Source organism: uncultured Sphingomonas sp. (assembly GCF_913776855.1).
Lineage (GTDB): Bacteria > Pseudomonadota > Alphaproteobacteria > Sphingomonadales > Sphingomonadaceae > Sphingomonas.
In genome coordinates this window covers 1-23,961 of the sequence record NZ_CAJYQD010000038.1, presented here as the reverse complement: position 1 = coordinate 23,961, position 23,961 = coordinate 1, and the positions used below count along the sequence as shown (strand labels likewise).

The following is a 23,961-nucleotide window of genomic DNA, read 5'->3' as shown; positions in this document are numbered from 1 at the left end:
TGTCGGCGACGACGACCAGCACGTCGCCATGGCGTTCGGTAGTCACGGACATGTCGGGCCTTCTCCATAAGATGCCATACCGGTCATTCTAAACGCCGGCGGGGTTGCGGCATTCTATTGCCTTTGGCGGAATGACAATCAATAGTGCTCGGCATGGAAAATCGATACGATCGGCAAACCCGACCTTCGATGAAGACTAGGCAGGAGCGGTTGCGTGGCGGGTGACGAAGCGATGATGGCGGTGCCGTCCGATTGGCCGCGCATGTCGATGGCGCAGGTACAGGCGGCGCTGACCGCGCCCGGCCAGCCGTTCGAGATGGGCAGCGCGACGATCGACGGTATCGAAACCCGCATCTGGAAGAACGCGCCGGCGAACCTGACGCAGCTGATCGCGCTGTCGCGAACCCATGGCGATCGGCTGGCGACGATCCACGAGGATCAGCGGGTCACCTATGACGCGCAGTATCGCGCCATCGCCACGCTGGCGACGGAGCTGCGGGCGATCGGCGTGGGCAAGGGCGACCGGGTGGCGCTGGCCATGCGCAACATGCCCGAATGGCCGGTCGCGTTCTTTGCGATCGTGGCGATCGGCGCGGTGTGCGTGCCGCTCAACGCATGGTGGAGCATGCCGGAACTGGCGTTCGGGATCAACGATTCGGGCGCACGGGTGCTGATCGTCGATCGGCAGCGACACGACCGGATGGGCGGCGATTACGATGCGATGCCGGGGTTGGAGACGGTATTGGTCGCACGGGCACGGGTGCCGTTGACCGGGATCGAGCGGCGACTGGAGGACGTGATCGGCGACTGCGGCGGCTATGCGACGTTGCCCGAGTTGCCGTTGCCAGCCGTCGAGATCGCACCCGACGATGCCGCGACGATATTCTATACCAGCGGTACGACCGGACGGCCCAAGGGGGCGCTGGGCACGCATCGCAACCTGTCGACCAATATCCTGTCGGCGGCCTATGTCGCCGCGCGGTCGTATCTGCGGCGGGGCGAGATGCCGCCCGAACCGCAGCCGAAGGTCGGGTTGCTGGTCATTCCGTTCTTTCACGTGACGGCGTGCAGTGCGTCGCTGATGGGGGCGCTGGCCGGGGGCACCACGCTGGTGCTGATGCGCAAATGGGACGCGGGCGAGGCGCTGGCGCTGATCGAGCGGGAGCGGGTACAGGTGACCGGCGGGGTGCCGACGATCGCGTGGCAGTTGCTGGAGCATCCCGACCGGCCGAACTACGACCTGTCGTCGCTGGAGGTCGTGCAATATGGCGGTGCGCCGTCCGCGCCCGATCTGGTCAGGCGCATCTTCGAGGTATTCGGCGCGCTGCCCGGCAATGGCTGGGGCATGACCGAGACGATGGCGACGGTGACGCAGCATGTGGGCGAGGATTATCTGGCGCGTCCGACCAGTTGCGGTGCGCCCGTGCCGGTCGCCGATCTGAAGATCATGGCCACGGACGGTACGACCGAAATGCCGGTTGGGGAGGTCGGCGAGCTATGGGCGCGCGGGCCGATGATCGTGCGCGGCTATTGGAACGCGGAGGAGGAAACCGCGCAGACCTTCATCGACGGCTGGGTGCGGACCGGGGACCTTGCACGGCTGGACGAAGAGGGATTCTGCACCATCGTCGACCGGGCAAAGGACATCATCATCCGCGGCGGCGAAAATATCTACTCGATCGAGGTCGAGGACGTGCTGTACGCGCATCCGTCGGTCACCGACGCGGCGCTGATCGGCGTGCCCGACCGGGTGCTGGGCGAGGTGCCGGCCGCGGTCGTCCATCTGTGCCCCGGTTGCGCGGCAAGCGAGGCCGAGTTGCAGGACTTCGTTCGTGCGCGGCTGGCAGGGTTCAAGGTGCCGGTGGCGGTGCGCTTTTCCGACACGGTGCTGCCGCGCAACGCCAATGGCAAGATTTTGAAAGGCGAACTGCGCCAGATGTTCGCCGCGCCGGGCCAGGCGTAGCGCAGCTAGGCCGAGCCTCGAGGCGCGGCCGGCCGGCGGCGCGGGGAGCGCCGACCGACGACGCGGGCTTTGCCCGTGGCGGGCCTGAGTGCTGCGAGAATTGGCCAAAGTTCACGAAGTTCACACTCGCACGCTATTTGCGCAGGAATTGCAATTCACTCGCAATATGCGTCGGTCCGGCAAAGGCTGGGACCTCAAGCGCTCGTGCCTTGCACGATCACCGGGGGGACTTTGACGTTCGCCAAGGGTGACGATCGGGGGTAGGATCGACTTGTCAAACAACGGGCGTGCAGTGCGGCCGGGACCGATCATGGCCATACGTAGGTCTGTAGGAAAGCGTCGATAGCGTCCCGACATCCGCCACCCTTCGCAAACGCGGCGAAAACTGCTAGGCGCGCGGCCATGCTCAATCTGAACGGTATCACGGTGCGCCTGGGCGGGCGGACGATCCTCGACAATGCCAGCGCGGCGCTGCCGCCGGGGAGCCGTGTCGGGCTGATTGGGCGCAATGGTGCTGGCAAGTCGACGCTGGTGCGGGTGATCGCCGGGCAGCTGGAGCCGGACAACGGTACCGCCGAAATGCCGCGGGGTAGCCGGCTGGGCTATGTCGCGCAGGAAGCACCCGCCGGACAGGCGACACCGTTCGACACCGTGCTGGAGGCCGATGTCGAGCGGGCGCGGTTGATGCACGATGCCGAGACGGTGACCGATCCCGACCGGCTGGGCGATATTCACGAGCGCCTGTTGGCGATCGACGCCTATGGCGCGCCGGCGCGGGCGGCGCGGATTCTGGTCGGGCTGGGCTTCGACGAAGAGATGCAGAACCGGCCGCTGGAAAGCTATTCGGGCGGCTGGCGGATGCGCGTGGCGCTGGCGGCATTGCTGTTCAGCCAGCCCGACGTGCTGCTGCTCGACGAACCGTCGAACCACCTCGACCTCGAAGCCGTCATGTGGCTGGAGGATTTCCTCAAAGGCTACAAGGCGACGATCGTCGTCGTCAGCCATGAACGCGATTTCCTGAACAACGTCGTCGACCATATCCTGCACCTGCATCAGGGCAAGATCACGCTGTATCCCGGCGGATACGATGCGTTCGAGAAGCAGCGCGCCGAGCGGTTGGCGCAGCTGGAGGCGGCGCGCGCCAACCAGGCGGCGCAGCGGGCCAAGCTGCAGGAATATGTCGCCAAGAATTCGGCGCGTGCCTCGACCGCGAAACAGGCGCAGTCGCGGTTGAAGATCCTCGCCAAGATGAAGCCGATTGCGGCGATGGCCGAGGACCCCAGCCTGTCGTTCGACTTCCCCGATCCCGACGAACTGCGCCCGCCGCTGATCACGCTCGACATGGCGACCGTCGGCTATGGCGAGACGCCGATCCTCAAGCGGCTGAACCTGCGCATCGACCCCGAGGATCGCATCGCGCTGCTGGGGCGCAACGGCAACGGCAAGACGACGCTGGCGCGGCTGCTGGCGGCGCAGCTTAGCCCCATGGACGGTGCGATGAACGCCGCGGGGAAGATGAAGGTCGGCTATTTCACCCAGTATCAGGTGGAGGAACTGAGCACCGACGACACGCCGCTGGAGCATATGACGCGCCAGATGAAGGGTGCGTCGCCCCCCGCGGTGCGGGCGCAGCTCGGGCGGTTCGGCTTTTCGGGGGACAAGGCGACGACTTTGGTCGGGAAGCTGTCGGGCGGTGAGCGCGCGCGGCTGGCGCTGGCGCTGATCACCCGTGATGCGCCGCATATGCTGATCCTCGACGAACCGACCAACCACTTGGACGTCGATGCGCGTGAGGCGCTGGTGCAGGCACTAAACGCCTATACCGGTTGCGTGCTGCTGGTCAGCCACGACCGGCACATGCTGGAGGCGACGGCGGATCGGCTGGTGTTGGTCGACGAAGGCACCGCGAAGGAGTTCGACGGGACGATCGACGACTATATCGCGCTGATCCTCGGCAATTCGGCGAAGGAAAAGGCGAAGAAGGCCAACAAGAAGGACGACCGCAAGGCCGCCGCCGAAGCGCGCGAAAAGGCGCAGGTGCTGAAGAAGGGCGCGCAGGCCATCGAACGCGATCTGGCGCGGTTGACCGAACAGCGCGATGCGCTGGATGCGGCGATGGCGGGGCAGGCGATCCCGGCGCTGGCCAAGCTGACCATGGCGCAGCTGATGAAGCGCCGCGCGAGCCTCGATACCGAGATCGAGGTGGCGGAGACGAAGTGGATGGAGGCTAACGAGGCGTTGGAGGCTTTGGCGGCGTAGGCGTTCGCGCCGATGCCGAACCGGGGGATCGATCAGTCGTCGTCGTCGTCCATTGCTCCCGCTGATGGCTCGACGTCACAAAACCGATCGATCCATGCGCCGAAGTCCGGCGCTTCTTGTTCGACGGTGCAGAAGTCATGGTCGAAGAACCAGATCGCTTGCTGATCGGATGCGTTCGTCTGGAGCTTTACCGCGTCGAAGCAGAACATGTTGCCCATGCAGTCGATTGCGAACGCGATGAGCTCTTGCGGCATCCCGGCGCCCCGTGCGGCAAAGGTCATCTTCACTAACTCGGCTGGCGAAAGGAAATCGCTGACGTCGTGCAGCCCAAGGTCGTTATCGACGATCGAGTCGAGAAGCGCGATCGTCGGTCTTGGCGCGCCTGCCCGCACGATGGCATCACGATATTGCGTAGGGAGTCGTACACCCAGTTCACGTTCTGCTGCTTCCAGATCGGACAAGGAAACGGATTCTGGCGGATAGTCGGAGTGGGTCCATCGTTCGATGAATTGCTCGATCCCCACCGATTTGATCCCCCTGTTACCAGCAAGCATGGTCTGCTTGCCTGCAGGAACCAACGGCTCCTGGCGTATGCGGTTCCGATCATTACGGCGCACCGGGCAACCTCCGCATCCGCACGCGACACCGCCCTCACCAACCGCTAAGACACCCCCAATGTCCGAATCCTTCCTCGCCCTCGACATCCCCGAACAGCCTGCCGCCGCGCAGCCGTACCGCGTGCTGGCGCGCAAATATCGGCCGCAGACGTTCAGTCAGCTGATCGGGCAGGATGCGATGGTCACGACGCTGGGCAATGCGATCAAGCGCGGTCGCCTTGCCCATGCGTTCCTGCTGACCGGGGTGCGCGGGGTCGGCAAGACGTCGACCGCGCGGCTGATCGCCAAGGCGCTGAACTGCATCGGGCCGGACGGGCAGGGCGGGCCGACGATCGATCCGTGCGGGGTGTGCGAGCCGTGCCGGGCGATCGCCGAAGGGCGGCATATCGACGTGATCGAGATCGACGCCGCGTCGAACAACGGCGTCGACAGCGTGCGCGAAATGACCGAGGCGGTGCGCTATGCCGCGGTGTCGGCGCGCTTCAAAATCTACATCATCGACGAAGTGCACATGATGTCGACGCCGGCGTTCAATGCGCTGCTGAAGACGCTGGAAGAACCGCCCGCGCACGTCAAATTCCTGCTGGCGACGACCGAGGTCCACAAGGTCCCGGTGACGGTGCTGTCGCGCTGCCAGCGCTTCGACCTGCGGCGGATTCCCGCCGACCTGTTGGCCGGGCATTTCGCGCATGTGGTCGAAGCCGAGGGCGTCGAGGCCGAGCCGGAGGCACTGCAACTGATCGCGCGCGCGGCGGAAGGGTCGGCGCGTGACGGGCTGTCGATCCTCGACCAGGCGATTGCGCATGGCGGGCTGGACGGCGAGGGCGTGCGGGCGGATGCGGTGCGGCAGATGCTGGGGCTGTCGGATCGCGGCGCGATCCGGTCGCTGTTCGACCTGCTTTTGAAGGCCGACGGGCCGGGGGCGCTGCGGGCACTGCGCGCGCAATATGATCTGGGCGTCGATCCCGCCTCGGTGCTGCGGACGCTGCTGGAGACGGTCCATGCGGTGACGATCGTCAAGGTCGGCGGAGATCGCGGGCCGGGCCAGTCGGCGGAGGAACGCGCGGCGTTCGACGGGTGGAGCGCGCTGTCGTTTCCGATGCTGCATCGGCTGTGGCAGCTGCTGCTCAAGGGCCATGAGGAAGTGTCGCGCGCCGCGCTGCCGATCGAGGCGTGCGAGATGGCGTTGCTGCGCATCGTCCATGCATCGTCGCTGCCCGATCCGGGGACGCTGGCCAGGCAGCTGGCGGCGGGGCAGGTACCGGCGATCGGGGCACCCGTCGCTCCAGCGCCGGCGCCTGTCGCCGAGCCGGTCGCGGTGGCCGATCCGTTGCCGGAAACCGCCGAACAGGTTGCCCAGCTGCTGTCGAAGCATGGGCGGCATTCGCTGGAGGCGCAGTTTCGCAACTGTGCGCGGCTGATCCGGCTGGAGCCCCAACTGATGGAGTTGAGCGGTGCGCGGCCCTTGCCCGCGGACTTCACCCGTGATCTGGAAAATGCGCTTAAGGGGATCACCGGCAGCCATTGGCGCGTTCTGATCGGCGAGGGGGCGGGGGACCCGACCCTGCGCGAACAGGAAATGGCCAAGGCGGAATCGGAGCGCGAACAGGTCCTCAATTCGCCGTTGGTACAGGCGGCACTGGCGGCGTTTCCGGACGCCACCCTCGATCATTGGCAACGCAGCGACGGGAGTATCGCGCGATGAAGAACCTCGACGACATCATGGCCATGGCGCAGAACGTGCAGAACGAACTGACCAAGGCGCAGGCGAACCTCGACACGATCGAGGTCGACGGACAATCAGGCGGCGGACTGGTGAAGGTCCGCGCGTCGGCCAAGGGGCGCATCCTCGGCGTCGATATCGACGATTCGCTGTTGCAGCCGTCGGAAAAGCAGATGCTGGAGGACCTGATCGTCGCGGCGTTCAACGATGCGCGGGCGAAGGCGGATGCGGCGAGTTCGACCGAGATGTCGAAGCTGACCAACGGCCTGCCGCTGCCGCCGGGGTTCAAGCTGCCCTTCTAAGGCGTTCGGAACGCTGCTGGAACAAGCGGCGGGTGTGACGGTTCTTGGGCTCATCAACTTTTGAGGGAGAGAGGCCATGGAACCCGATCGCATCGAGACGACCACCAACGGCGCGCCGCACACCACGATCATCGAACGGCGTGGGTCGGGCGGCGGATTGCTGATCGGATTGGCGATCCTGCTGGCGGTGATCGTCGGGGCCTATTTCCTGCTGAACAACGCGAACAACGACAACGCGCGAACCGGTGCGGTGACGTCGGCGGCCAAGAGCGTCGGCGCGGCGGCGGACAAGGCGGGCGACGCGGTGGACCGGGCGACCAAGTAACGGCCCGTCAGGCGATGATCGCGAAGACCCCGGTGCGAGCCGGGGTCTTTTCGTTTCCGGTGTCCTTCGCCGGGATGACGACGGGGCCGGTTATTTGAGGCAGCTGTCCAGCCCCTCACGCTGGACGATGCCGATGCGGCGTTCGATCGTACGGGCGTAGCGGCGGGTGAAACCGGTCGGGGCGATGCCGGCGCGCTTCTTGGGCAGCGGCAGGACGGCGGCGATCTGCGCCGCTTCGCGTGCGCCCATCTTGTCGGCGCCGTGCTTGAAATAGCGGCGCGCGCCGGCTTCCACGCCATAGGTTCCGATCCCGGTCTCGGCGACGTTGAGATAGACTTCCATGATCCGCCGCTTGCCCCACATCGCCTCGATCAGGACGGTGAAATAGGCTTCCATGGCTTTGCGGAAATAGCCGCCGCCCTGCCACAGAAAGACGTTCTTCGCGGTCTGCTGGCTGATGGTCGATCCGCCACGGATGCGCCCACCCTCGGCATTGCGGCGGGCGGCATTGGCGATGGCGATATAGTCGAAGCCGTTATGTGCGCAGAAGCGGCTGTCCTCCGCCGCGATGACCGCGCGGGGCAGGTCGGGGTCGATCTTCGACAGGGGGCGCCAGCTTTTGGTGACGCCGTGCCCGGTCGGCACGTCGCCCAGCATGGTGAGGGTGATGGGCGGCGGCACGAAGCGCAGGATCAGGACCCACAGGACCGACAGGATGACGAAGCCGAGGACGGCCTTGATCGCCCAGCCGGTCAGGCGGCGGAGCCAGTTTCGGGGGGCGGTCTGCTTCGAGCGGGATGCGGTGCGGGCGGCCATGGCGCACGCCTAGCCGGGGTGGGTGGGGGACGGCAAGCGGGTGTCCGGCTCTCCTTCGTCACCCGAGCGTAGGCTGGGGTCCCTCGGTGAAGAATGAGGCAGGAGTCGCTTGAGACCCCAGCCTGCGCTGGGGTGACGTTTGTGGCGGGCAATGGATCAGCGTGGCGGCAGGAGCCGCTGGCGACATGGGTTATGGATCCCGGCCTTCGCCGGGATGACGCACTGGGGCGGTGGGATTAGCCACCGCCCCCGGCCTTACACCGCCGCCAGCATCCGGCGGTCGCCCGCCAGCCGCATCATCGCCTTTTGCAGCTTTTCGAAGGCGCGCACCTCGATCTGGCGAACGCGTTCGCGGCTGACGCCGTAAACCTGCGACAGTTCCTCCAGCGTCTTCGGATCGTCGGTCAGTCGGCGTTCGGTCAGGATATGCTTTTCGCGGTCGTTGAGGTCGTCCATCGCCTCGACCAGCATCCCGTGACGGACATCGGCCTCCTGCGCCTCTGCGACCACCGAGTCCTGCAGGGGGCTGTCATCGGCCAGCCAATCCTGCCACTGGCTCTCGCCATCCTCGCGCATGGGGACGTTGAGCGACGTGTCGCCGCCCATCGCCATGCGGCGGTTCATCGAGGTCACTTCCTCCTCGGTCACGCCGAGGTCGGTCGCGATCTTCTGAAGATGTTCCGGCGACAGGTCGCCGTCCTCGAACGCGTCGAGCTTCGACTTCATCCGGCGCAGGTTGAAGAACAGCTTCTTCTGTGCCGCCGTGGTGCCCATCTTCACGAGGCTCCACGACCGCAGGATGAATTCCTGGATCGAGGCGCGGATCCACCACATCGCGTAGGTCGCGAGGCGGAAGCCCCGGTCGGGTTCGAATTTCTTCACCCCCTGCATCAGCCCGATATTCCCTTCGGAAATCAGTTCGCTGACCGGCAGGCCGTAGCCGCGATAGCCCATCGCGATCTTCGCGACGAGGCGCAGGTGCGAGGTGACAAGCTGGGCCGCCGCCTCCGGATCGCCATGTTCCTGGAACCGCTTGGCGAGCATGTACTCCTGCTCGGGTGCGAGGATCGGGAACTTGCGGATTTCGGAGAGATAGCGGTTGAGGCTCGCCTCGCCGCCAAGCGCCGGGATCGTCGCCGGGACGTTGCTGCCAGTTGCCATCGCGTGAAACTCCCTTTGTCCTTGTAGCGACGCCGCAGTGCGGAATCGCCGAAACCTATACGTGAAGATGGTCCAACAGTTCCTGCATGTCTGCCGGAAGGTCACTATCGAACGACAAAGCGTTTTTCGTGACCGGATGGATGAACCCCAGATGGGCGGCGTGCAATGCCTGTCGGGCGAAATCGAGCGTTTCCAGCTGTGCCTTCAACGCAGGCCGCCGTCCGGCATAGACCGGATCGCCCAGCAACGGGTGTCCGATCGACGCCATATGCACCCGCACCTGGTGCGTGCGCCCGGTTTCCAGCCTGCATTCGATCAGCGACGCGCCGTCCAGTTGCCGAAGCTTGCGCCAGTGCGTCACCGCGTGCTTGGCGGTCGGCGAATGGACGATCGCCATCTTTTTGCGGTCCTGCGGCGACCGGGCGAGCGGCGCGTCGACCGTCCCCTGCGCCGTCATGACCCGGCCCGCCGCGATCGCCAGATAGCGGCGGTCGATGCTGTGGTCCTTGAACTGCCGCGCCAGCCCTTCATGCGTCACGTCGTCCTTGGCGACGACCAGCAGCCCCGACGTATCCTTGTCGATGCGGTGGACGATGCCCGGTCGCGCGACGCCGCCGATGCCCGACAGCTTGCCGGCGCAGTGGTGGAGCAAGGCGTTGACCAGCGTTCCGTCGAGATTGCCGGCGGCGGGGTGGACGACCAGCCCGGCGGGCTTGTCGACGATGATCAGATGCTCGTCTTCATAGGCGACGACCAGCGGAATATCCTGCGCCACCGTGTCGAGCGGAACGGCGGCAGGGAGAGTGATGGTGAACAGCTGTCCGGCCGATACCTTGCGCGCGCTGTCGGACACCGGGCCGTTGCTGCCATGAACGTGACCCGCGGCCATCAATGCCTTGATCCGTTCGCGCGACAGGTCGGCGACGACCTCGGCCAGTGCCTTGTCGATCCGTTGCCCGTGCGCCGCGTCGGTGATGCGCGCCTCGATCGTAGAAACCCCCCGGTCCATTGCGTATGGAAATGGGCATGGAACCGGAAATATCAAGCGACCTTCTCCGCCGGCTGTTGCGGGAGGCGGCGGGCAGCGCCATCGAGATTTGCGGAATCCTGCGTGGCGAGGCAGGGCGCATCCTGCACGCGGCGCCGACCCGCAACGTCGCCGCCGATCCGGCGCGGCATTTCGAGATCGACCCGGCGGCGTTGTTTGCGGCGCTGCGCGATGCGCGGGCGGGCGGGGATGCGCTGCTCGGCTGGTATCATTCGCATCCTTCCGGAAATTGCGATCCGTCGGCGACCGATGCCGCACAGGCGGCGGCCGACGGGATGTTGTGGCTGATCGTGGGTGGAGGCACCGTCCGGCTGTGGCGGGCGGTGGCGGACGGGGCGCGCCATGGCCGGTTCGATCCGGTCGTATTCACGGTAAAGGCAGGTGCCCACGTTGAAAAAAACTGTGAAGCGGTGCAAATGGACGGGGCCGGGCGGACGATGACGTTCGCCAAAGCACAAGGGTCGTCGCATTGAACATCAGCCCAGCCGATTTCGCCAGCCTGCTGTGTTCGCGATTGTGCCATGACCTGCTCAGCCCTGTGGGTGCGCTCAACAACGGCCTCGAACTGCTGGCCGACGAGCATGATCCCGACATGCGCGCCCGCTGCCTCGAACTGCTGGCAGACAGCGCGCGGGCATCGGCCAACAAGCTGAAATTCTTTCGCTTGGCCTTCGGTGCGTCGGGCGGCCTGGGCGATTCGATCGATACGCGCGAGGCGCGCGCCGCGCTGGAAGGGTTGTTCGGCGACAATCACCGGGTGCAGCTGGGCTGGATGGTCGATGCGCCGTCGCTGCCCAAGCCGGCGGTGAAGGTGCTGCTGAACCTGGCGTTGATCGCCGGCGACGCGCTGGTGCGCGGCGGGCAGCTGGACATCGGTGCGGAGCGGACGGCGAACGGCATCGACATTGCGGTGCGCGCCGATGGACAGCGCATCGTGCTGGACGCCGAACTGCGCGGGGCGCTGCTGGGCGATGCCGCGATGATGACGCCGCGCGCCGCCGCCGCCTGCCTGGCACGGGAACTGGTCGAACAGAGCGGCGGCACTTTGCAGGTGTCGCCGGTTGAGTCGCCGGTGCTGTTGTTCGGGGCTTCGCTGGTCACGGGGTGAGCGGACGGCGCACCATGCGGGTACCTTCGCCCGCAATAACCCGACCTTAACCTGATCGCCGCCATGGTCGCGCCACAACCGGGCGGGGCCGCATGGACGATCTGTTACAGGAATTCATTGCCGAGACCCGTGAGACGCTGGAAGCGTTGTCGACGGAGGTCGTCGCGTGGGAAGCCGCGCCGGACGACCGTGCCCGGCTGGATGCGATCTTCCGCTTCGTCCACACGGTAAAGGGCAGCTGCGGCTTCCTCGACCTGCCGCGCCTGTTGCGCCTCAGCCATGCCGCCGAGGATACGCTATGCGAGGTGCGCGACGGCAAGCGGCGGCCGGACCGCGCGCTGGTCGATGCGGTGCTGGCGATCGTCGACCGGATCGGCGAGCTGGTCGAGGCGATCGACGCCGGTCTGCCGCTGACCGACGAGGGTGAAGAGGACCTGATCGCCGCGCTGGCACCCGGCGCAAGTGTGGCGCAGGCGACGACCCCGCTGGCAGCGGCGGCGATCGCGCAGGGCCGCGCGCCGCTGCGCAGCGTCCGGTTGAACGTCGACCTGCTCGACCGGATGATGAGCGGCATGTCGGACATGGTGCTGGTTCGCAACGAACTGATCCGGCGCCTGCGCGACCTCGACCTCGACCCGGCGGTCGAAGGGGCGCTCGAACGGCTGTCGTCGTCGGTCGCCGACATGCGCGACGCGGTGACGCGGACGCGGATGCAGAAGATCGAGACGCTGTTCTCTCCACTGCCGCGGATCGTGCGCGACACGGCGGCGGCGGTGGGCAAGGCGGTGACGCTGAGCGTCGACGGCAGCGATGTCGAGCTGGACCGCGAGATGATCGAGGTGATGCGCGACCCGCTGGTCCATGTGGTGCGCAACGCCATCGACCACGGCATCGAATCGCCGGCCGAGCGCCGCGCCGCCGGGAAGCGGGAGAGCGGGCGGCTGCACGTCTCCGCGCGGCAATCGGGTAACCAGATCGTGATCGAGATCATCGATGACGGGCGGGGCATCGATACCGAACGGCTGATCGCCAAGCTGGCGCGCGAGGGGCAACGAAGCGAGGCCGAGCTGCGGGCGATGCCCCAGCGGCAGCAATGCGAGCTGGTATTCGCACCGGGCCTGTCGTCGCGCGACGTCGCGACCGAGATTTCGGGGCGTGGCGTCGGCATGGACGTGGTGCGCGCCGCGATCGACCAGATCGGTGGCCGGATCACGCTGGACAACAAGCCGGGCCGCGGCCTGCGCATCGCGGTGCAGGTGCCGCTGACCCTTTCGATCGTGTCGACCATCGTCGTGCGCGCGGGCGAACATCGCTTCGCCATTTCGCGCCAGACGATCGGCGAGATCGTGCGCGCATCCGGTGCGCACATCCGCATCGACCAGCTGGGCGACATCCGCATCGCGCAGATCCGCGACCGCCGGATCCCGGTGATCGACCTGTGCGAGGTGCTGGGCGTCGACTCCCGGCCCGAAGCGTGCGGCAAGATGATGGTCGTGGTCGGCATCGGCGCGGGCGATTTCGCCGTTGCGGTCGATGAGGTGCTGGATACCGAGGAACTGGTGGTGAAACCTGCCGCGCCGGCGGTAATGGCGACCGGCCTGTTCGCCGGACAGACGCTGCCCGATACCGGGCAGCCGATGCTGATGCTCGATTGCGCCGGGGTGGCGCAGGCCGCCGGTCTGAACTTCGCCGACGCGATGGACCGCGAACTGGCGGCCGAGGCGGAAGAGGCGGCGGAACCGGGCATCACTGCGCTGCTGTTCGACGATCTCGACGGGCGGCGGCGGGTCATCCCGCTGGCAGTGGTCGACCGGATCGAGCGGATTCGCGCCGGCAGCCTGCAATCGAGGGCCGGGGGCATCTGGCTGGCGATCGACGGCCGGGTCCTGCCGGTGGTCGCGCGCGCGCCGGACGGGATCGAGCGGGTGACGACGGTCCTGCGCCTGACCGACGGCGTGGTCGAGCTGGGCTATGCCATCGACGATGCGGTCGACATCGTGGTGCTGCCCGAATTGTCGGCACCTGCCGCCGAGTTCGGCCCGATCGGCGGGATCGTGCTGCTGGAGGGGGAGCAGATCGAACAGGTCGATCCCCTCTGGCTGTTCCAGCGCCATAGCCGCGACGTGGCATTGGCACCGGGCGGGAAGGTGGCTGCGCGCCCCACCTGCCTGCTGGCGGATGCGGGCAGTGGATGGATGCGCACCTTCCTGCGGCCGGTGCTGGAGCAGGCGGGGTATCGCGTGGTCGAACGGCTGGCCGCGGACGAGAGTCCCGCACTGGTGCTGGCCCAGGCGGACGATCCGGAGGCGATCGTTCCCGGCGGGCGGACGCCGGTCGTCCGCTTGCGCGCTTCGCCGGCCGATACCGGTGATGGCAGCATCTATCGCTACGACCGTGAAGGGGTGTTGCAGGCGGTTCGCCAGGCAGTGGGGAAGTGACGATGCAGCAGCTGTTCCTTCTCGCCCGTGTCGCCGGACAGGATGTCGCGATCCTGTCCGATCATGTCGAATCGGTGGTGGACATCACGGCGGTATCGCCGGTGCCGCGCACGTCGCCGGCGGTCTGCGGCCTGGCCGCCTTGCGCAGCCGCGTGGTGACGGTGATCGACACCGCGCTGGCGATCGACCCTGCAAACGAACCCTGCCGGCGACGACGGGCGGTGGTCACGCAGGTCGACGGACATCATTACGCGCTGTTGGTCGACATGCTCGACGATACCTATCGTTGCGACGTGCGGCCGCTGTCGGCCGGGCTGATGCCGGGCGCGGCATGGGCCGCGGTCGTGGGCGGGGTGATCGACCATGACGGCCGTGCGGTCCTGGTCCTCGACCTTTCCGCCGTGGTCGCGCGGACCGCCGGGGGCGAGCGCGTCGCGGCCTGATCCCTTTAACGGCCTGCTTACGAAGTCGCGTTAGGCTGCGTCTGTATATAGTAGGATGCCGAGATGAAGAATTGCCTGGTCGTCGATGATTCAAAGGTGATCCGCAAGGTCGCCCGCCACATTCTGGAAACCCTGCAATTCGAGGTGCGCGAGGCCGGCGACGGGCGCGAGGCGCTCGACCGCTGTGCCGAACAACAGCCCGACGTCATCCTGCTCGACTGGAACATGCCGGTGATGAGCGGCATGGATTTCCTTCGCGCGCTGCGCCAGAGCGACGGGGGAATGCACCCCAAGGTCGTGTTCTGCACCACCGAGAACGGCATGGCCTATATCCGCGCCGCGATCGAGGCCGGTGCCGACGAATATGTGATGAAGCCCTTCGATCGCGAGACGCTGGAAAGCAAGCTCCAGATCGTCGGCGTCGCATAACGGCGCCCGGGGGTGGCCGCGGCCTGTCCACGACTGGCGGCGTCCGCCTCCGGCGCGCTCCGCGTCCTGATCGTCGATGATTCGGCGGTCACGCGCTGCGTCATCGCGCGGATCGTCGATGCGATCCCCGCATATGAGGTGGTCGCCGCGGTCGGCAACATCGCCCAGGCGCTGCAGGTGCTGGGCGATCGGTCGGTCGACCTGATCCTGCTCGACATCAACCTGCCCGGTACGGACGGGCTGTCGGGTTTGCCCAGCCTGTTTGCCATCGCACCCGATGCGCGGGTCATCGTCCTGTCCGGCAGTTGTGCCGCGGGATCACCCACCGCGCTGCACGCACTGTCGCTGGGGGCCGCCGCCACGCTGGCCAAGCCCGAATCGTCGCCGCTGGCCGGCGGATTCGCCGCGCGGCTGACGACGCTGGTCGCCGATGTGATGGCATCGACGCCCCGTTTCGCGGTTGCGGAGGCGGCGCGGGGCGATGTGTTCGACGTGATCGCGATCGGCGCGTCGACCGGGGGCATCCACGCCATGGCGCCGCTGCTGCGCGCATTGCCCGACGATCTCGACGTACCGATCCTGATTACCCAGCACCTGCCCGGATCGTTCACCGATTATTTCGCGCAGCAGCTGGCGACGCTGGCCAGGCGCCCCGTCGATGTCGCGCGCGACAGCCTGCGCATACAGCGCGGGCGGATGATCCTGGCCCCCGGCAACGCGCATATCCGCGTCGTGTCGACGACCGAGGGGGCCGCAACGCGGCTCGACCGGGCGCCGGCGGCCAGCGGGTGTATGCCCTCGGTCGATCCCATGCTCGAATCGATCGCCGATGTGTTCGGTGCGCGGGCGCTGGCGGTCGTGTTGTCGGGCATGGGCCGCGACGGATGCCGGGGCGCCGAGCGTATCCGGGCTGCCGGCGGCGTCGTCGCGGTGCAGGATCAGAACAGCTCGGTCGTCTGGGGAATGCCCGGCGCCATCGCCGAGAGCGGCCTTGCCTCCACCATCGGGACTCCCGACCAGCTGGGCGCATTCATCGCCCGTAGAAAGCGTTCCGCATGACCTTGCCGCAATCCGCACCGCCGATGAGCCACGCGGCGCACAAGATCGTCACCCTGCTGGAGGAGCGGACCGGGCAACAGCTCGACGCCGGGCGGGCGTGGCGGATCGACAGCGCATTGCAGCCGATGCTGCGCGAGCGGGGGCTGGCATCGCTGGACGAACTGGTCATGCGCATTTCCGAAGGCGGCCGGTGCGAGCGGGGACTGGCCGACCTGGTCGTCGATGCGCTGCTGAACCAGGAAACGTCGTTCTTTCGCGACGCGTCGGTGCTGGACCAGGTTGTCGTGGCGGCACGCGACATGGCGGCGGACGGATCGCGCCGGCTCCGCATCTGGTCGGCGGCCTGTTCGACCGGGCAGGAGCCGCTGTCGCTGGCGATGCTGTTCGCCGAGGCGCAGGAACAGGACGGGCTGGCACTGCCTGAACTGCGCGCCACCGACATTTCGGCACGCGCGCTCCTGCGGGCGCGATCGGGGCGCTATACCCAGTTCGAGATTCAGCGCGGGCTGTCGATCCGGCGGATGATGCGCTGGTTCGACGTGCGCGCCGACATGTGGGAGGCGAAGCCCGAGCTGCGGTTCCGGCTGCTCTACGGCCAGCAGAACCTGATGTCCGACCCGATGCCGGTCGGGAAGTTCGACATCGTGCTGTGCCGCAACGTGCTGATGTACCTGGCCCCGGCCACGCGGCGGGCGGTACTGGAACGGATCGCCGGCGTGCTGCGGCCCGGCGGGCTGCTGGTGCTGGGCGCGGGCGAGACGGTGATCGGCCATACCGAGGCGCTGGTCCCCTCGGAACGCTATCGCGGCATGTACCGGCCCGCTGCGCATTAGCCGTACCGGGGTTGCCTTTCCCCGCGTCCCGCCGCAATCGGAGGGACAACGCGGTCGAGGGGAGCGTCAGGGTGGACATGATCGAGACGCCATCGCCGAACTTCGGCGAACGCACGCTGCCGGTCACGATGATCGTCCTGCATTATACCGGCATGACCGACGCCGCATCGGCGATCGCCCGGCTGACCGATCCGGCGGCGCAGGTGTCGGCGCATTACCTGATCGACGAGGACGGTACGATCCACCGCATGGTGGCCGAGGACAAGCGCGCATGGCACGCGGGCCGCGCGCATTGGCGGGGGATCACCGACGTGAACAGCGCGTCGGTCGGCATCGAACTGGTCAATCCCGGCCATGAATGGGGCTATCGCGCATTTCCCGATGCGCAGATCGACGCGCTGATCCCGCTGGTCCATGCGATCAAGGACCGGCACCAGATCACGCGCGGCGATGTCGTCGGCCATTCGGACATCGCGCCGCTCCGCAAGCAGGACCCCGGCGAGCTGTTCCCGTGGAACCGCCTGTCCCGCCTGCGGCTGGCGCTGCCTCGACCGACCCGCAACCTGATGGATCCGGGATGGAGCGATGGCGGGTTCCTGCTGGCGCTCGAACGCTTCGGCTATGACGTGGCGGACGCGACCGCCGCCGTTACCGCGTTCCAGCGGCGGTTCCGGCCGGAAATGGTCGATGGCGTGATCGACGGCGAATGCCGGATGCTCCTGCTCGCGCTGCTGCTGCCAAAGCCGCAAGGCGACGATTGAACCGGCGCGCCGCCTCGGCTAGGGGCGGTTGCGTCAGAGGGTCGGGCGGCCGCGTCACGTGTCATGCGTGCCGAGGAAAGTCCGGGCTCCACGGAAACGACGGTGCCGGGTAACGCCCGGCGGGCTTTCGGCTTCGGCCGGGGGTTCAGGGACAGTGCCACAGAGAGCAGACGGCCTTTGGCTTCGGCCGGGTTACGGTGAAAGGGTGCGGTAAGAGCGCACCGCGCGGCTGGTAACAGCAGCGGCATGGCAAACCCCACCGGGAGCAAGACCGAATAGGGGCGGCAGGAAGTACGCAAGTGCTTCGGGGCATGTTCCGGCCCGCTGCCCGGGTTGGTTGCTAGAGATGACGTGCAAGCGTCGTCCAAGAGGAATGGTCGCCTATCCTGTTTCATGCAGGTGGACAGAACCCGGCTTACAGACCCTCTGACATTCGCACGCGACAATGGGTTGCGTGGGTGACACGGCGGCTTATCTCGACAGCAATGGCACGACAAACGCGATCGAACGACTGGGGCTTTCCCCGCTGGCGCGGCTATAGCGAGGGCCGCGAGGCGCAGACGGTGAAGCTGTGCGACCGCCACGGTTGTACCGAACCCGGCAGGTGTCCCGCGCCCAAATCGCCCAACAGCCCGGATCGCTGGTATTTCTGCGAAGCCCATGCCGCGGAATACAACAAGGGCTGGAATTACTTCGAAGGGCTGAACGAGGAAGAGGCCAAGGCCCGCGAGGCGGAGGAACGCCGCACCGCCAATGGCTATGCTGCGTCCGCCTCCAACGCCTGGGCTGGATCGGGCGATGGCACCCGCTCGCGCGACGAGATGCGCGCGCTGGAGGTGCTGGAATGCGATTCCGACGCCGATTTCGATACGATCCGTCTGGCGTGGCGCAAGCTGGCCAAGGTGTTCCACCCCGACGTCCGTCCTGGCGATGCCGAGGCGGCGAAGAAGTTCCACGCGATCCAGGCCGCCTATGACGTACTGCGCGTCGCCGAGGAACGGCGGAGCTGGAAGCCGGCGTGAGGACCGGCGTAAGGTCGCGGTGGGACAAGGCGGTACTGGTCTGTGCCAAATGTTCGAAGAAGCTCGACGGCGGGTTCGGTGACGATGGCAAGCCGCTGGCCAAGGCGCTCCGCAAGCACCTGAAGCTGAAGAACGGTCCGAAGTCGCGTGCCGGCGTGGTCGAGGTGAAGTGCCTCGACGTGTGCCCCAAGGGCGCGGTGGTCGTGGTCGACAGCGCGCGGCCGAGCGACTGGCTGCTGGTGCGGCCGGGCGATGATCTGGACGCGGTGGCCGGACGGCTGGGACTGGATTAGCCGCCGATCGTGATGCGCCACAGGTCGGGCGGCGTGCCGAAGCGGATCGGCAGTTCGCTGGTGCCCAGCCCCGCGCCGACCACCAGCACGCGGCCCCGTTCCCGCACCACGCCACAGCCATAGCGGGCGCCATAGTTCGACCCGTAGGTGAGCGCGCTTAGGATCGGCAGCCGGACCTGCCCGCAATGGGTATGCCCGGCGAGCATCAGGCCGACCTTGCCCGACAGCTTCTTGAACGGATCGGGGTTGTGGCTGAGCAGGACCGGTACGCCGCCGATCCGCCGGAGTGCCGCCAGCGTTGCCGGCAGATCGGCATGGTCGGTCGTCGCATCGTCCAGCCCTCCGATCGCCAGCGGTCCGGCACGCACGGCATTGTTGGCAAGGGTCACGATGCCCGTCGCCTGCAAGGCTCGCCGCATTTCGGCCGCGCCGCGTTCGTGATCGTGATTGCCCAGCACCGCGATGGTGCCCAGCCGGGGGCGGAGCGCAGCGAAAGGCGCAATCGCCGCGCGTGCATCATACTGGCCCGTCGACGCCGCCTTGTCGCTGACATAGTCGCCGGCCAGCAGCACAAGGTCGGGCTTGAGCGCATTCACCTGTGCCACGATCCGCGCCAGCCGTTCGGGCGGCATGTCCGGCCCCGCGACGTGGCTGTCGGTCATCAGCACGATCGAGGTCGGCGCGATCGGCGCCGGCAGGTGCAAGGAGCGGACGATCGGGTCGGCCAGCGCGTTGCGATACCCGATGGTCGCGGTCGTGACACCGGCAACTGCCGCTGCCGCCGCGATCCACCCGATGCGGCGCTTCACGTCAGCCGTGCCGCTGTTTCCTGGATCAGCGCGATCATGTTGGGAATGCCCTGCGTCCGGTTGGAGCTAAGCTGGTTGCGCAGGTCGAACGGGGCGAGCGTCTCGGCGATGTCGGTGTCGAGGATCGTCTTTGCCGGCTGGTCCTGCACGGTCGCCAGCACCAGCGCGATGATCCCCTTGGTAATCGCGGCGTTGCTGTCCGCCAGGAAGTGGAGCGTGCCGTCCTCTTGCGGCTGGGGATAGACCCATACCGATGCCGAACACCCGCGCACCAGCGTCGCATCGGTCTTCAGCGCGTCGGGCATCGGCTCCAGCTGGCGCCCCAGGTCGATCAGGAGCCGGTAACGGTCGTCGCCGTCGAGGACGTCATATTCTTCGCGGATGTCGTCAATGCTCTGCATGACGCCGCTATAGGCGTTTGGCCCTACAGTTCCACCCCGGCGGCGATCGCTTCGAGCTTGCGGATGCGTTCCTTCAGGTCGGCGATCTCGATCCGGGTGCCGGCATTGGGGGTCGGCTGCTGGGTCATGGCGCGATCGCCCAGCCGCTGCTGCTGGAGTGAGAGCCAGCCGCGCCATCCCGCCAGCGCCGTGACCGCAAGGATCGTGACGGCGCACAGGGTGGTGATGGCAAGGGCGAGGGTAAGCGTGAGGTTCATCGGACGGTCCCTTCGCTAATCAGTTGAGGGGTTTGTCGCGCAGCCGCTCGATCTCGTCGGAGAGGTCGACGCCACGGTCGGTGATGATGCGTTCGAGGACGCGGACCCGCTGTTCCAGCCGTTCGGTCTGCGCGGCATATTGCGCGGCCTTTTCGGCGGTTTCGGTGCCGCGCACCTGCAATTCACGCTCCTTCAGTTCGAGCCAGGGCTGAAACACCAGCTTGCTCAGGATCGCGACGATCGGGATCATCAGTGCGAGGGCAGGGATGATGAAGGGGCTCATGGCAGGTCCTTTCAGTTCGCGCGGCCGCGCAGCTGCTCGATCTCGCGATCCAGCGAATGGGCGCCGTCGGTCACGATCTGTTCGACATTGGCGAGCCGGTCCTTGATCGACCCCAGCTCGGCCTTGAGCTGGGCATTTTCCTGGCTAAGCAGCTTCACCCGTTCAACCGTTTCGTCGGTGGCGCGGGGATAGACGCTTTGGCCCCAGCTGCCTTGCAGCGGATAGCCGTTCTTGACGCGCAGCCAGGTGGTGATGACCCACGCTGCCATGGCGGTGAGGCCCAGGATGACGAGCATCGGCGCGAGATCGGGGTTATTGGTCAGCATGGTCTTCGTCCTTCGGGATCAGCGCAGCGCGTCGATTTCGCGTGCCGTGCGGGTGGCGGGATCGGTCGCGATGCGTTCGAGAACGGCGATGCGTTCTTCGAGACGCAGGACCTTGGCCTGCAACTGCTCGTTCTGCTGCGCCATCAGCCATGCCTGACGCTCGGCATCGGGGTTGCCGCTGCGGACGCGTTCGTCGTCCTTAGCGATCCCGTGTTTTGCCCGGATCGATGCCTTCACGACACCGGCGATCATCGCCATCGCGATGATGGCCAATACGAAACCCGGTCCACCCCAATTCATCGTCTCTCTCCCCAAATCGTCCCGGCAGGGATCGGATCAGCGCAGGCTGTCGATCTCGTCCGCCAGGCGGGTGTTGCGGCTAGTATAGTACATTTCGATGTCGGCAAGGCGACGGTCAATGTCGCGAAAGGTCGAGCGCATTTCCGATGCCGAGCGGGTCGGGTTCGACCGGACGCCCTGCCAGAACTTCTCGTCCTCGTAGGATTCGTACAGGCCGTACGGCTTCTTCTGCGCCATCCACGCGATCATGAAATAGGCGATGACGGTCCAGGGAAAGCCGCCGACCAGCGTCAGCATAACCGTGCCGATGCGGATCCACATGACCTCCACACCGGTATAGTCGGCGATGCCGGCGCACACGCCCGACAACTTGCCATTCGCCTTGTCGACATAGAATTTGGTGCGTGCGCCGGACATCAGTCCCTCCGTGCGTAATCGTTGTTGCGGAAATCGCGTTCCTGAAATTCCCGGCGTGCCTGCGAAGGGCGGAAGTCCGGATGGTCGGCGGCGATGATCCGCTCGATCGTCTGGAGCCGCTCTTCGAGCCGACGGGCAGTGACGTGCATGTCGTCGAGCAGTCGCTCGTCCTCGTTGGTTAGCGTCGGCGACTGTTTCCACTTGGTGATATAGTGGAGGATCAGCCACGGCAGACCGATGAAGAGGACGCTGATCGCGAGCGCCGCGGTCAGGAAATCGCCCATGCGATCAGCCCTCCCGGTTGAGGCGGGCCTTTAGCGCGGCCAGCTCGGCATCGATCTTGTCCGACGAGCGCAGCTCGGCAATCTCGTCCTCCAGGCTCTTGCCGCCCTGGCCCATGCCGGCCGCTTCGGCGCGACCCTCGGCAAGGTCGGCCCGGCGTTCCAGGACGTCGAAGCGGCTGAACGCCTCGGCGGTCTTGGACCCTGCATACATTTCGCGCAGCTTGGTGCGGTTGTTGGCGCTTTCCATCCGGGTCTGGATGGCGTTCTGCCGGGTCCGCGCCTCGCGCAGCTTGTTCTGCAGCTTGGCGATGTCCGCTTCCGACGCATGGAGCGCATCGTCCAGCACGACGATTTCGGCGTTCAGCTGTTCGATCATGTCGACCGCCTTCTGCCGTTCGACCAGCGCAGCCTTGGCCAGGTCCTCGCGGTCCTTGCTCAGCGCCAGTTCCGCCTTTTCGGTCCAGCTGTCCTGCAGCTTGTCCAGCTTGGCGATGTGGCGGCGCATTTCCTTCTGGTCGGCGATGGTGCGTGCCGCGGACGCGCGGACCTCGACCAGCGTTTCCTCCATTTCGAGGATGATCATGCGGATCATCTTCGCCGGGTCTTCCGCCTTGTCGAGCAGGTCGGTGACGTTGGCGGCGATGATGTCACGGGTGCGGGAAAAGATACCCATTGATTGCTCCTGACAGATACTCGGGTGGCCGGGGTGAAACGGGGCGGAACCACCCCGGCCCGCCGCCTTACGCGATGCGCGGGGCGGCAAGGGTGACGGCGGACGGACCCGATGCGGTCGTCGCGCCAAGGACGAACAGGCTGACCAGCAGTGCCGCGGCCATGCTGGCCAGCGATTGCGTGAAGGTGCGGTTCGAAGGGTTGCGCATGAGGAAAACTCCCTGAAGCTGTATTGTGCGCCCTGTGCCGGGCTTGCCAACTACTCTGCACAAGCCGTGCCAATTCAAAAATGACGGTTTTGCGTCACTTTTCCCGGTTTGGCGACCTCTGCGAATTTGGCGCTTGCGAATGTTTGGGAAAATACGCCACACATCGGCGATGGAACGCGCAACCCAGGTCGTCGGCCAGTCCGGCCCGTTTCTCGATGCACTGGAGCGCGCCAGCCGCGCCGCCCAGCTCGATCGTCCCGTGCTGGTGATCGGAGAGCGGGGGACGGGCAAGGAGCTGGTCGCCGAACGCCTCCACCGCCTGTCGAGCCGGTGGGAGGAGCCGCTGGTCGTGATGAACTGCGCGGCGCTGCCCGAAACGCTGATCGAGGCGGAATTGTTCGGGCATGAGGCGGGCGCGTTCACCGGCGCGACCAAGGCGCGGGTCGGGCGGTTCGAAGAGGCCGATGGCGGCACGCTGTTCCTCGACGAACTGGGTACGTTGTCGATGGGCGCGCAGGAGCGGTTGTTGCGTGCGGTCGAGTATGGCGAAGTGACCCGGATCGGGTCGTCGCGTCCGATCCGGGTCGATGTCCGCATCGTCGCGGCGACCAACGAACATCTGCCCGACCAGGTCGACTGCGGTACGTTCCGCGCCGACCTCCTCGACCGGTTGAGTTTCGAGGTGGTGACCCTGCCCCCGCTCAGGGCGCGGACCGGGGACATCATGGTGCTGGCCGATTTCTTCGGACGGCGCATGGCGGCGGAAATCGGGCGCGACGAATGGCCGGGCTTCGGGCCGAACGCGGTCGACCAGCTGATGGAGCATCGCTGGCCCGGCAACGTCCGCGAGCTGCGCAATGCCGTGGAGCGATCGGTCTATCGCTGGGAACGGCCGGGGCCGATCGACCTGATCGAGGTCGACCCGTTTGCCTCCCCCTTCCGCCCGCGCGGCAGCGGCGGGGCTTCGACGCCCGTCGCGTCGATCGCGCCGGCCGGCGCGCCGGTGTCGGGAGAGGCGGGGGCGCCCGACGATCCGTGCGACGATTTCAAGACGCGGGTGAACCGGTTCGAACGCCAGCTGCTGACCCGCGCGATGGCCGAGGCGCGCTACAACCAGCGCACCTGTGCCGATGCGCTGGGGCTGACCTATGACCAGCTGCGCCATGCACTTAAACGCCACGGATTATTGGGGCAGGGCGGCTGAGCAGCCCTTGCACACGATTTCCCGCATCCTAGATGTTGCCCGAACGTAACGACCGGAGCCAAGCGCGCCGACCTTCGTTCGGTCGACCAGAGCTTAACGCCCAAGGAGGAACCCTCATGGCTTTCGAACTTCCGCCGCTGCCCTATGCCTATGACGCGCTGGAGCCGACCATCGACAAGGAAACGATGACGCTGCACCA

Annotated in this window: 29 protein-coding genes, 1 other RNA gene and 2 pseudogenes; 18 read left to right on the top strand and 14 right to left on the bottom strand. The window is 66.7% G+C overall.

The genetic code is table 11. The features are described 5' to 3' along the window. Nucleotides 1-232: 232 nt before the first annotated feature. Both QZ755_RS11760 and QZ755_RS11755 read left to right on the top strand, forming a co-directional pair. Nucleotides 233-1,963: a class I adenylate-forming enzyme family protein gene (locus QZ755_RS11760; RefSeq protein ID WP_294323029.1), complete on the top strand. Its 1,731-nt coding sequence runs from the start codon at nt 233-235 to the stop codon at nt 1,961-1,963. A gap of 402 nt (nt 1,964-2,365) precedes the next feature. Next, nucleotides 2,366-4,222, top strand: a complete 1,857-nt coding sequence (locus QZ755_RS11755; protein WP_294323028.1) for an ABC-F family ATP-binding cassette domain-containing protein — start codon at nt 2,366-2,368, stop codon at nt 4,220-4,222. Nucleotides 4,223-4,254: 32 nt separating this feature from the next. On the opposite strand, the gene QZ755_RS11750 is transcribed toward QZ755_RS11755, so the two are convergent. Then, on the bottom strand, nt 4,255-4,839 hold the full coding sequence (locus tag QZ755_RS11750) for an SMI1/KNR4 family protein (protein WP_294323027.1): 585 nt from the start codon (nt 4,837-4,839) through the stop codon (nt 4,255-4,257). A gap of 58 nt (nt 4,840-4,897) precedes the next feature. Between QZ755_RS11750 and QZ755_RS11745 the strand changes: the two genes are divergently transcribed. The 3 genes from QZ755_RS11745 to QZ755_RS11735 all read left to right on the top strand — a co-directional run bounded on the left by QZ755_RS11745 (nt 4,898) and on the right by QZ755_RS11735 (nt 7,189). Next, complete coding sequence (locus tag QZ755_RS11745) at nt 4,898-6,544, top strand: DNA polymerase III subunit gamma/tau (RefSeq protein WP_294323025.1); 1,647 nt, start codon at nt 4,898-4,900, stop codon at nt 6,542-6,544. Next, a complete protein-coding gene (locus tag QZ755_RS11740; RefSeq protein ID WP_066689100.1) occupies nt 6,541-6,864 on the top strand; it encodes a YbaB/EbfC family nucleoid-associated protein in 324 nt (107 codons plus the stop codon). Before QZ755_RS11745 ends, QZ755_RS11740 begins: the two co-directional genes overlap by 4 nt. Nucleotides 6,865-6,940: 76 nt before the next feature. Continuing rightward, nucleotides 6,941-7,189 (top strand): hypothetical protein, encoded by a 249-nt coding sequence (locus QZ755_RS11735; protein WP_294323022.1) that lies wholly within the window; start codon nt 6,941-6,943, stop codon nt 7,187-7,189. Between the two features lie 90 nt (nt 7,190-7,279). On the opposite strand, the gene mtgA is transcribed toward QZ755_RS11735, so the two are convergent. From mtgA to QZ755_RS11720, 3 genes are all read right to left on the bottom strand, one after another. Next, entirely contained in the window at nt 7,280-8,005 is a 726-nt protein-coding gene (mtgA, locus tag QZ755_RS11730; protein WP_294323021.1) for a monofunctional biosynthetic peptidoglycan transglycosylase, read from the bottom strand. A gap of 255 nt (nt 8,006-8,260) precedes the next feature. Continuing rightward, nucleotides 8,261-9,166, bottom strand: a complete 906-nt coding sequence (rpoH, locus tag QZ755_RS11725; protein WP_055792879.1) for an RNA polymerase sigma factor RpoH — start codon at nt 9,164-9,166, stop codon at nt 8,261-8,263. A gap of 55 nt (nt 9,167-9,221) precedes the next feature. After that, the gene (locus QZ755_RS11720) at nt 9,222-10,175 is read right to left on the bottom strand and encodes an RluA family pseudouridine synthase (RefSeq protein WP_294323019.1); all 954 of its coding nucleotides are present in this window, start codon (nt 10,173-10,175) and stop codon (nt 9,222-9,224) included. Between the two features lie 17 nt (nt 10,176-10,192). Here QZ755_RS11720 and QZ755_RS11715 point away from each other — a divergent pair. The 11 genes and pseudogenes from QZ755_RS11715 to QZ755_RS11665 form a co-directional block, all read left to right on the top strand. Continuing rightward, nucleotides 10,193-10,549 (top strand): annotated as a pseudogene (locus QZ755_RS11715) (M67 family metallopeptidase); the annotation flags it as partial. 134 nt (nt 10,550-10,683) lie between these two features. After that, the gene (locus QZ755_RS11710; protein ID WP_294323017.1) at nt 10,684-11,322 is read left to right on the top strand and encodes a histidine phosphotransferase family protein; all 639 of its coding nucleotides are present in this window, start codon (nt 10,684-10,686) and stop codon (nt 11,320-11,322) included. Nucleotides 11,323-11,414: 92 nt separating this feature from the next. Further along, nucleotides 11,415-13,760, top strand: a complete 2,346-nt coding sequence (locus QZ755_RS11705; RefSeq protein ID WP_294323015.1) for a chemotaxis protein CheW — start codon at nt 11,415-11,417, stop codon at nt 13,758-13,760. Between the two features lie 2 nt (nt 13,761-13,762). Beyond that, the gene (locus QZ755_RS11700) at nt 13,763-14,203 is read left to right on the top strand and encodes a chemotaxis protein CheW (RefSeq protein ID WP_294323012.1); all 441 of its coding nucleotides are present in this window, start codon (nt 13,763-13,765) and stop codon (nt 14,201-14,203) included. A gap of 63 nt (nt 14,204-14,266) precedes the next feature. Further along, on the top strand, nt 14,267-14,632 hold the full coding sequence (locus QZ755_RS11695) for a response regulator (protein WP_055792861.1): 366 nt from the start codon (nt 14,267-14,269) through the stop codon (nt 14,630-14,632). Nucleotides 14,633-14,644: 12 nt separating this feature from the next. Further along, nucleotides 14,645-15,691, top strand: a complete 1,047-nt coding sequence (locus QZ755_RS11690) for a chemotaxis protein CheB (protein ID WP_294323009.1) — start codon at nt 14,645-14,647, stop codon at nt 15,689-15,691. Beyond that, nucleotides 15,688-16,524, top strand: coding sequence for a protein-glutamate O-methyltransferase CheR (locus QZ755_RS11685; RefSeq protein WP_294323008.1), 837 nt, complete (start codon nt 15,688-15,690; stop codon nt 16,522-16,524). Before QZ755_RS11690 ends, QZ755_RS11685 begins: the two co-directional genes overlap by 4 nt. Nucleotides 16,525-16,601: 77 nt before the next feature. Next, on the top strand, nt 16,602-17,285 hold the full coding sequence (locus tag QZ755_RS11680; protein ID WP_294323006.1) for an N-acetylmuramoyl-L-alanine amidase: 684 nt from the start codon (nt 16,602-16,604) through the stop codon (nt 17,283-17,285). Nucleotides 17,286-17,318: 33 nt separating this feature from the next. Beyond that, nucleotides 17,319-17,719, top strand: an RNA gene (gene rnpB, locus QZ755_RS11675) — RNase P RNA component class A. Between the two features lie 51 nt (nt 17,720-17,770). Further along, complete coding sequence (locus tag QZ755_RS11670; protein ID WP_294323004.1) at nt 17,771-18,307, top strand: J domain-containing protein; 537 nt, start codon at nt 17,771-17,773, stop codon at nt 18,305-18,307. Next, nucleotides 18,304-18,600 carry a (2Fe-2S) ferredoxin domain-containing protein gene (locus QZ755_RS11665; protein WP_294323002.1) on the top strand — a complete coding sequence of 99 codons (297 nt, stop codon included), beginning with the start codon at nt 18,304-18,306 and terminating at the stop codon, nt 18,598-18,600. The genes QZ755_RS11670 and QZ755_RS11665 overlap by 4 nt, the downstream gene beginning before the upstream one ends. Here the strand turns inward: QZ755_RS11665 and QZ755_RS11660 are convergent. From QZ755_RS11660 to QZ755_RS11615, 10 genes are all read right to left on the bottom strand, one after another. Next, a complete protein-coding gene (locus QZ755_RS11660; RefSeq protein WP_294323000.1) occupies nt 18,597-19,409 on the bottom strand; it encodes a metallophosphoesterase in 813 nt (270 codons plus the stop codon). The two genes, QZ755_RS11665 and QZ755_RS11660, sit on opposite strands and share 4 nt — an antisense overlap. Continuing rightward, nucleotides 19,406-19,810, bottom strand: coding sequence for a SufE family protein (locus tag QZ755_RS11655; RefSeq protein WP_294322998.1), 405 nt, complete (start codon nt 19,808-19,810; stop codon nt 19,406-19,408). The genes QZ755_RS11660 and QZ755_RS11655 overlap by 4 nt, the downstream gene beginning before the upstream one ends. A 23-nt stretch (nt 19,811-19,833) precedes the next feature. Beyond that, entirely contained in the window at nt 19,834-20,067 is a 234-nt protein-coding gene (locus QZ755_RS11650; protein WP_294322997.1) for a hypothetical protein, read from the bottom strand. Nucleotides 20,068-20,086: 19 nt separating this feature from the next. Beyond that, nucleotides 20,087-20,350 (bottom strand): hypothetical protein, encoded by a 264-nt coding sequence (locus QZ755_RS11645; RefSeq protein ID WP_056451243.1) that lies wholly within the window; start codon nt 20,348-20,350, stop codon nt 20,087-20,089. An 11-nt stretch (nt 20,351-20,361) separates the two neighbouring features. Then, a complete protein-coding gene (locus tag QZ755_RS11640; protein WP_294322990.1) occupies nt 20,362-20,676 on the bottom strand; it encodes a hypothetical protein in 315 nt (104 codons plus the stop codon). An 18-nt stretch (nt 20,677-20,694) separates the two neighbouring features. Next, entirely contained in the window at nt 20,695-20,976 is a 282-nt protein-coding gene (locus QZ755_RS11635) for a hypothetical protein (RefSeq protein ID WP_294322988.1), read from the bottom strand. Between the two features lie 36 nt (nt 20,977-21,012). Beyond that, on the bottom strand, nt 21,013-21,393 hold the full coding sequence (gene pspC / locus QZ755_RS11630; protein ID WP_294322986.1) for an envelope stress response membrane protein PspC: 381 nt from the start codon (nt 21,391-21,393) through the stop codon (nt 21,013-21,015). Continuing rightward, nucleotides 21,393-21,677 carry an envelope stress response membrane protein PspB gene (pspB, locus tag QZ755_RS11625; RefSeq protein ID WP_294322983.1) on the bottom strand — a complete coding sequence of 95 codons (285 nt, stop codon included), beginning with the start codon at nt 21,675-21,677 and terminating at the stop codon, nt 21,393-21,395. The genes pspC and pspB overlap by 1 nt, the downstream gene beginning before the upstream one ends. A gap of 4 nt (nt 21,678-21,681) precedes the next feature. Then, entirely contained in the window at nt 21,682-22,350 is a 669-nt protein-coding gene (pspA, locus tag QZ755_RS11620; protein ID WP_294322981.1) for a phage shock protein PspA, read from the bottom strand. A gap of 67 nt (nt 22,351-22,417) precedes the next feature. Further along, entirely contained in the window at nt 22,418-22,558 is a 141-nt protein-coding gene (locus QZ755_RS11615; RefSeq protein WP_294322979.1) for a hypothetical protein, read from the bottom strand. Between the two features lie 169 nt (nt 22,559-22,727). Between QZ755_RS11615 and pspF the strand changes: the two genes are divergently transcribed. Together pspF and QZ755_RS11605 are read left to right on the top strand one after the other, a co-directional pair. After that, the gene (pspF, locus tag QZ755_RS11610) at nt 22,728-23,762 is read left to right on the top strand and encodes a phage shock protein operon transcriptional activator (protein ID WP_294322977.1); all 1,035 of its coding nucleotides are present in this window, start codon (nt 22,728-22,730) and stop codon (nt 23,760-23,762) included. Nucleotides 23,763-23,878: 116 nt separating this feature from the next. Further along, nucleotides 23,879-23,961 (top strand): annotated as a pseudogene (locus QZ755_RS11605) (superoxide dismutase); the annotation flags it as partial.

Coding starts and splice junctions, on each gene's coding strand:
- QZ755_RS11695 (WP_055792861.1), top strand. CDS start 14,267: ATGAAGAATTGCCTGGTCGTCGATGATTCAAAGGTGATCCGCAAGGTC.
- pspB (WP_294322983.1), bottom strand. CDS start 21,677: ATGGGCGATTTCCTGACCGCGGCGCTCGCGATCAGCGTCCTCTTCATC.
- mtgA (WP_294323021.1), bottom strand. CDS start 8,005: ATGGCCGCCCGCACCGCATCCCGCTCGAAGCAGACCGCCCCCCGAAAC.
- pspC (WP_294322986.1), bottom strand. CDS start 21,393: ATGTCCGGCGCACGCACCAAATTCTATGTCGACAAGGCGAATGGCAAG.
- QZ755_RS11740 (WP_066689100.1), top strand. CDS start 6,541: ATGAAGAACCTCGACGACATCATGGCCATGGCGCAGAACGTGCAGAAC.
- QZ755_RS11645 (WP_056451243.1), bottom strand. CDS start 20,350: ATGAGCCCCTTCATCATCCCTGCCCTCGCACTGATGATCCCGATCGTC.
- QZ755_RS11640 (WP_294322990.1), bottom strand. CDS start 20,676: ATGCTGACCAATAACCCCGATCTCGCGCCGATGCTCGTCATCCTGGGC.
- QZ755_RS11720 (WP_294323019.1), bottom strand. CDS start 10,175: ATGGACCGGGGGGTTTCTACGATCGAGGCGCGCATCACCGACGCGGCG.
- QZ755_RS11615 (WP_294322979.1), bottom strand. CDS start 22,558: ATGCGCAACCCTTCGAACCGCACCTTCACGCAATCGCTGGCCAGCATG.
- QZ755_RS11670 (WP_294323004.1), top strand. CDS start 17,771: ATGGCACGACAAACGCGATCGAACGACTGGGGCTTTCCCCGCTGGCGC.
- QZ755_RS11635 (WP_294322988.1), bottom strand. CDS start 20,976: ATGAATTGGGGTGGACCGGGTTTCGTATTGGCCATCATCGCGATGGCG.
- QZ755_RS11680 (WP_294323006.1), top strand. CDS start 16,602: ATGATCGAGACGCCATCGCCGAACTTCGGCGAACGCACGCTGCCGGTC.
- QZ755_RS11735 (WP_294323022.1), top strand. CDS start 6,941: ATGGAACCCGATCGCATCGAGACGACCACCAACGGCGCGCCGCACACC.
- QZ755_RS11760 (WP_294323029.1), top strand. CDS start 233: ATGATGGCGGTGCCGTCCGATTGGCCGCGCATGTCGATGGCGCAGGTA.
- rpoH (WP_055792879.1), bottom strand. CDS start 9,166: ATGGCAACTGGCAGCAACGTCCCGGCGACGATCCCGGCGCTTGGCGGC.
- pspF (WP_294322977.1), top strand. CDS start 22,728: ATGGAACGCGCAACCCAGGTCGTCGGCCAGTCCGGCCCGTTTCTCGAT.
- QZ755_RS11650 (WP_294322997.1), bottom strand. CDS start 20,067: ATGAACCTCACGCTTACCCTCGCCCTTGCCATCACCACCCTGTGCGCC.
- QZ755_RS11745 (WP_294323025.1), top strand. CDS start 4,898: ATGTCCGAATCCTTCCTCGCCCTCGACATCCCCGAACAGCCTGCCGCC.
- QZ755_RS11705 (WP_294323015.1), top strand. CDS start 11,415: ATGGACGATCTGTTACAGGAATTCATTGCCGAGACCCGTGAGACGCTG.
- QZ755_RS11655 (WP_294322998.1), bottom strand. CDS start 19,810: ATGCAGAGCATTGACGACATCCGCGAAGAATATGACGTCCTCGACGGC.
- QZ755_RS11685 (WP_294323008.1), top strand. CDS start 15,688: ATGACCTTGCCGCAATCCGCACCGCCGATGAGCCACGCGGCGCACAAG.
- QZ755_RS11700 (WP_294323012.1), top strand. CDS start 13,763: ATGCAGCAGCTGTTCCTTCTCGCCCGTGTCGCCGGACAGGATGTCGCG.
- pspA (WP_294322981.1), bottom strand. CDS start 22,350: ATGGGTATCTTTTCCCGCACCCGTGACATCATCGCCGCCAACGTCACC.
- QZ755_RS11755 (WP_294323028.1), top strand. CDS start 2,366: ATGCTCAATCTGAACGGTATCACGGTGCGCCTGGGCGGGCGGACGATC.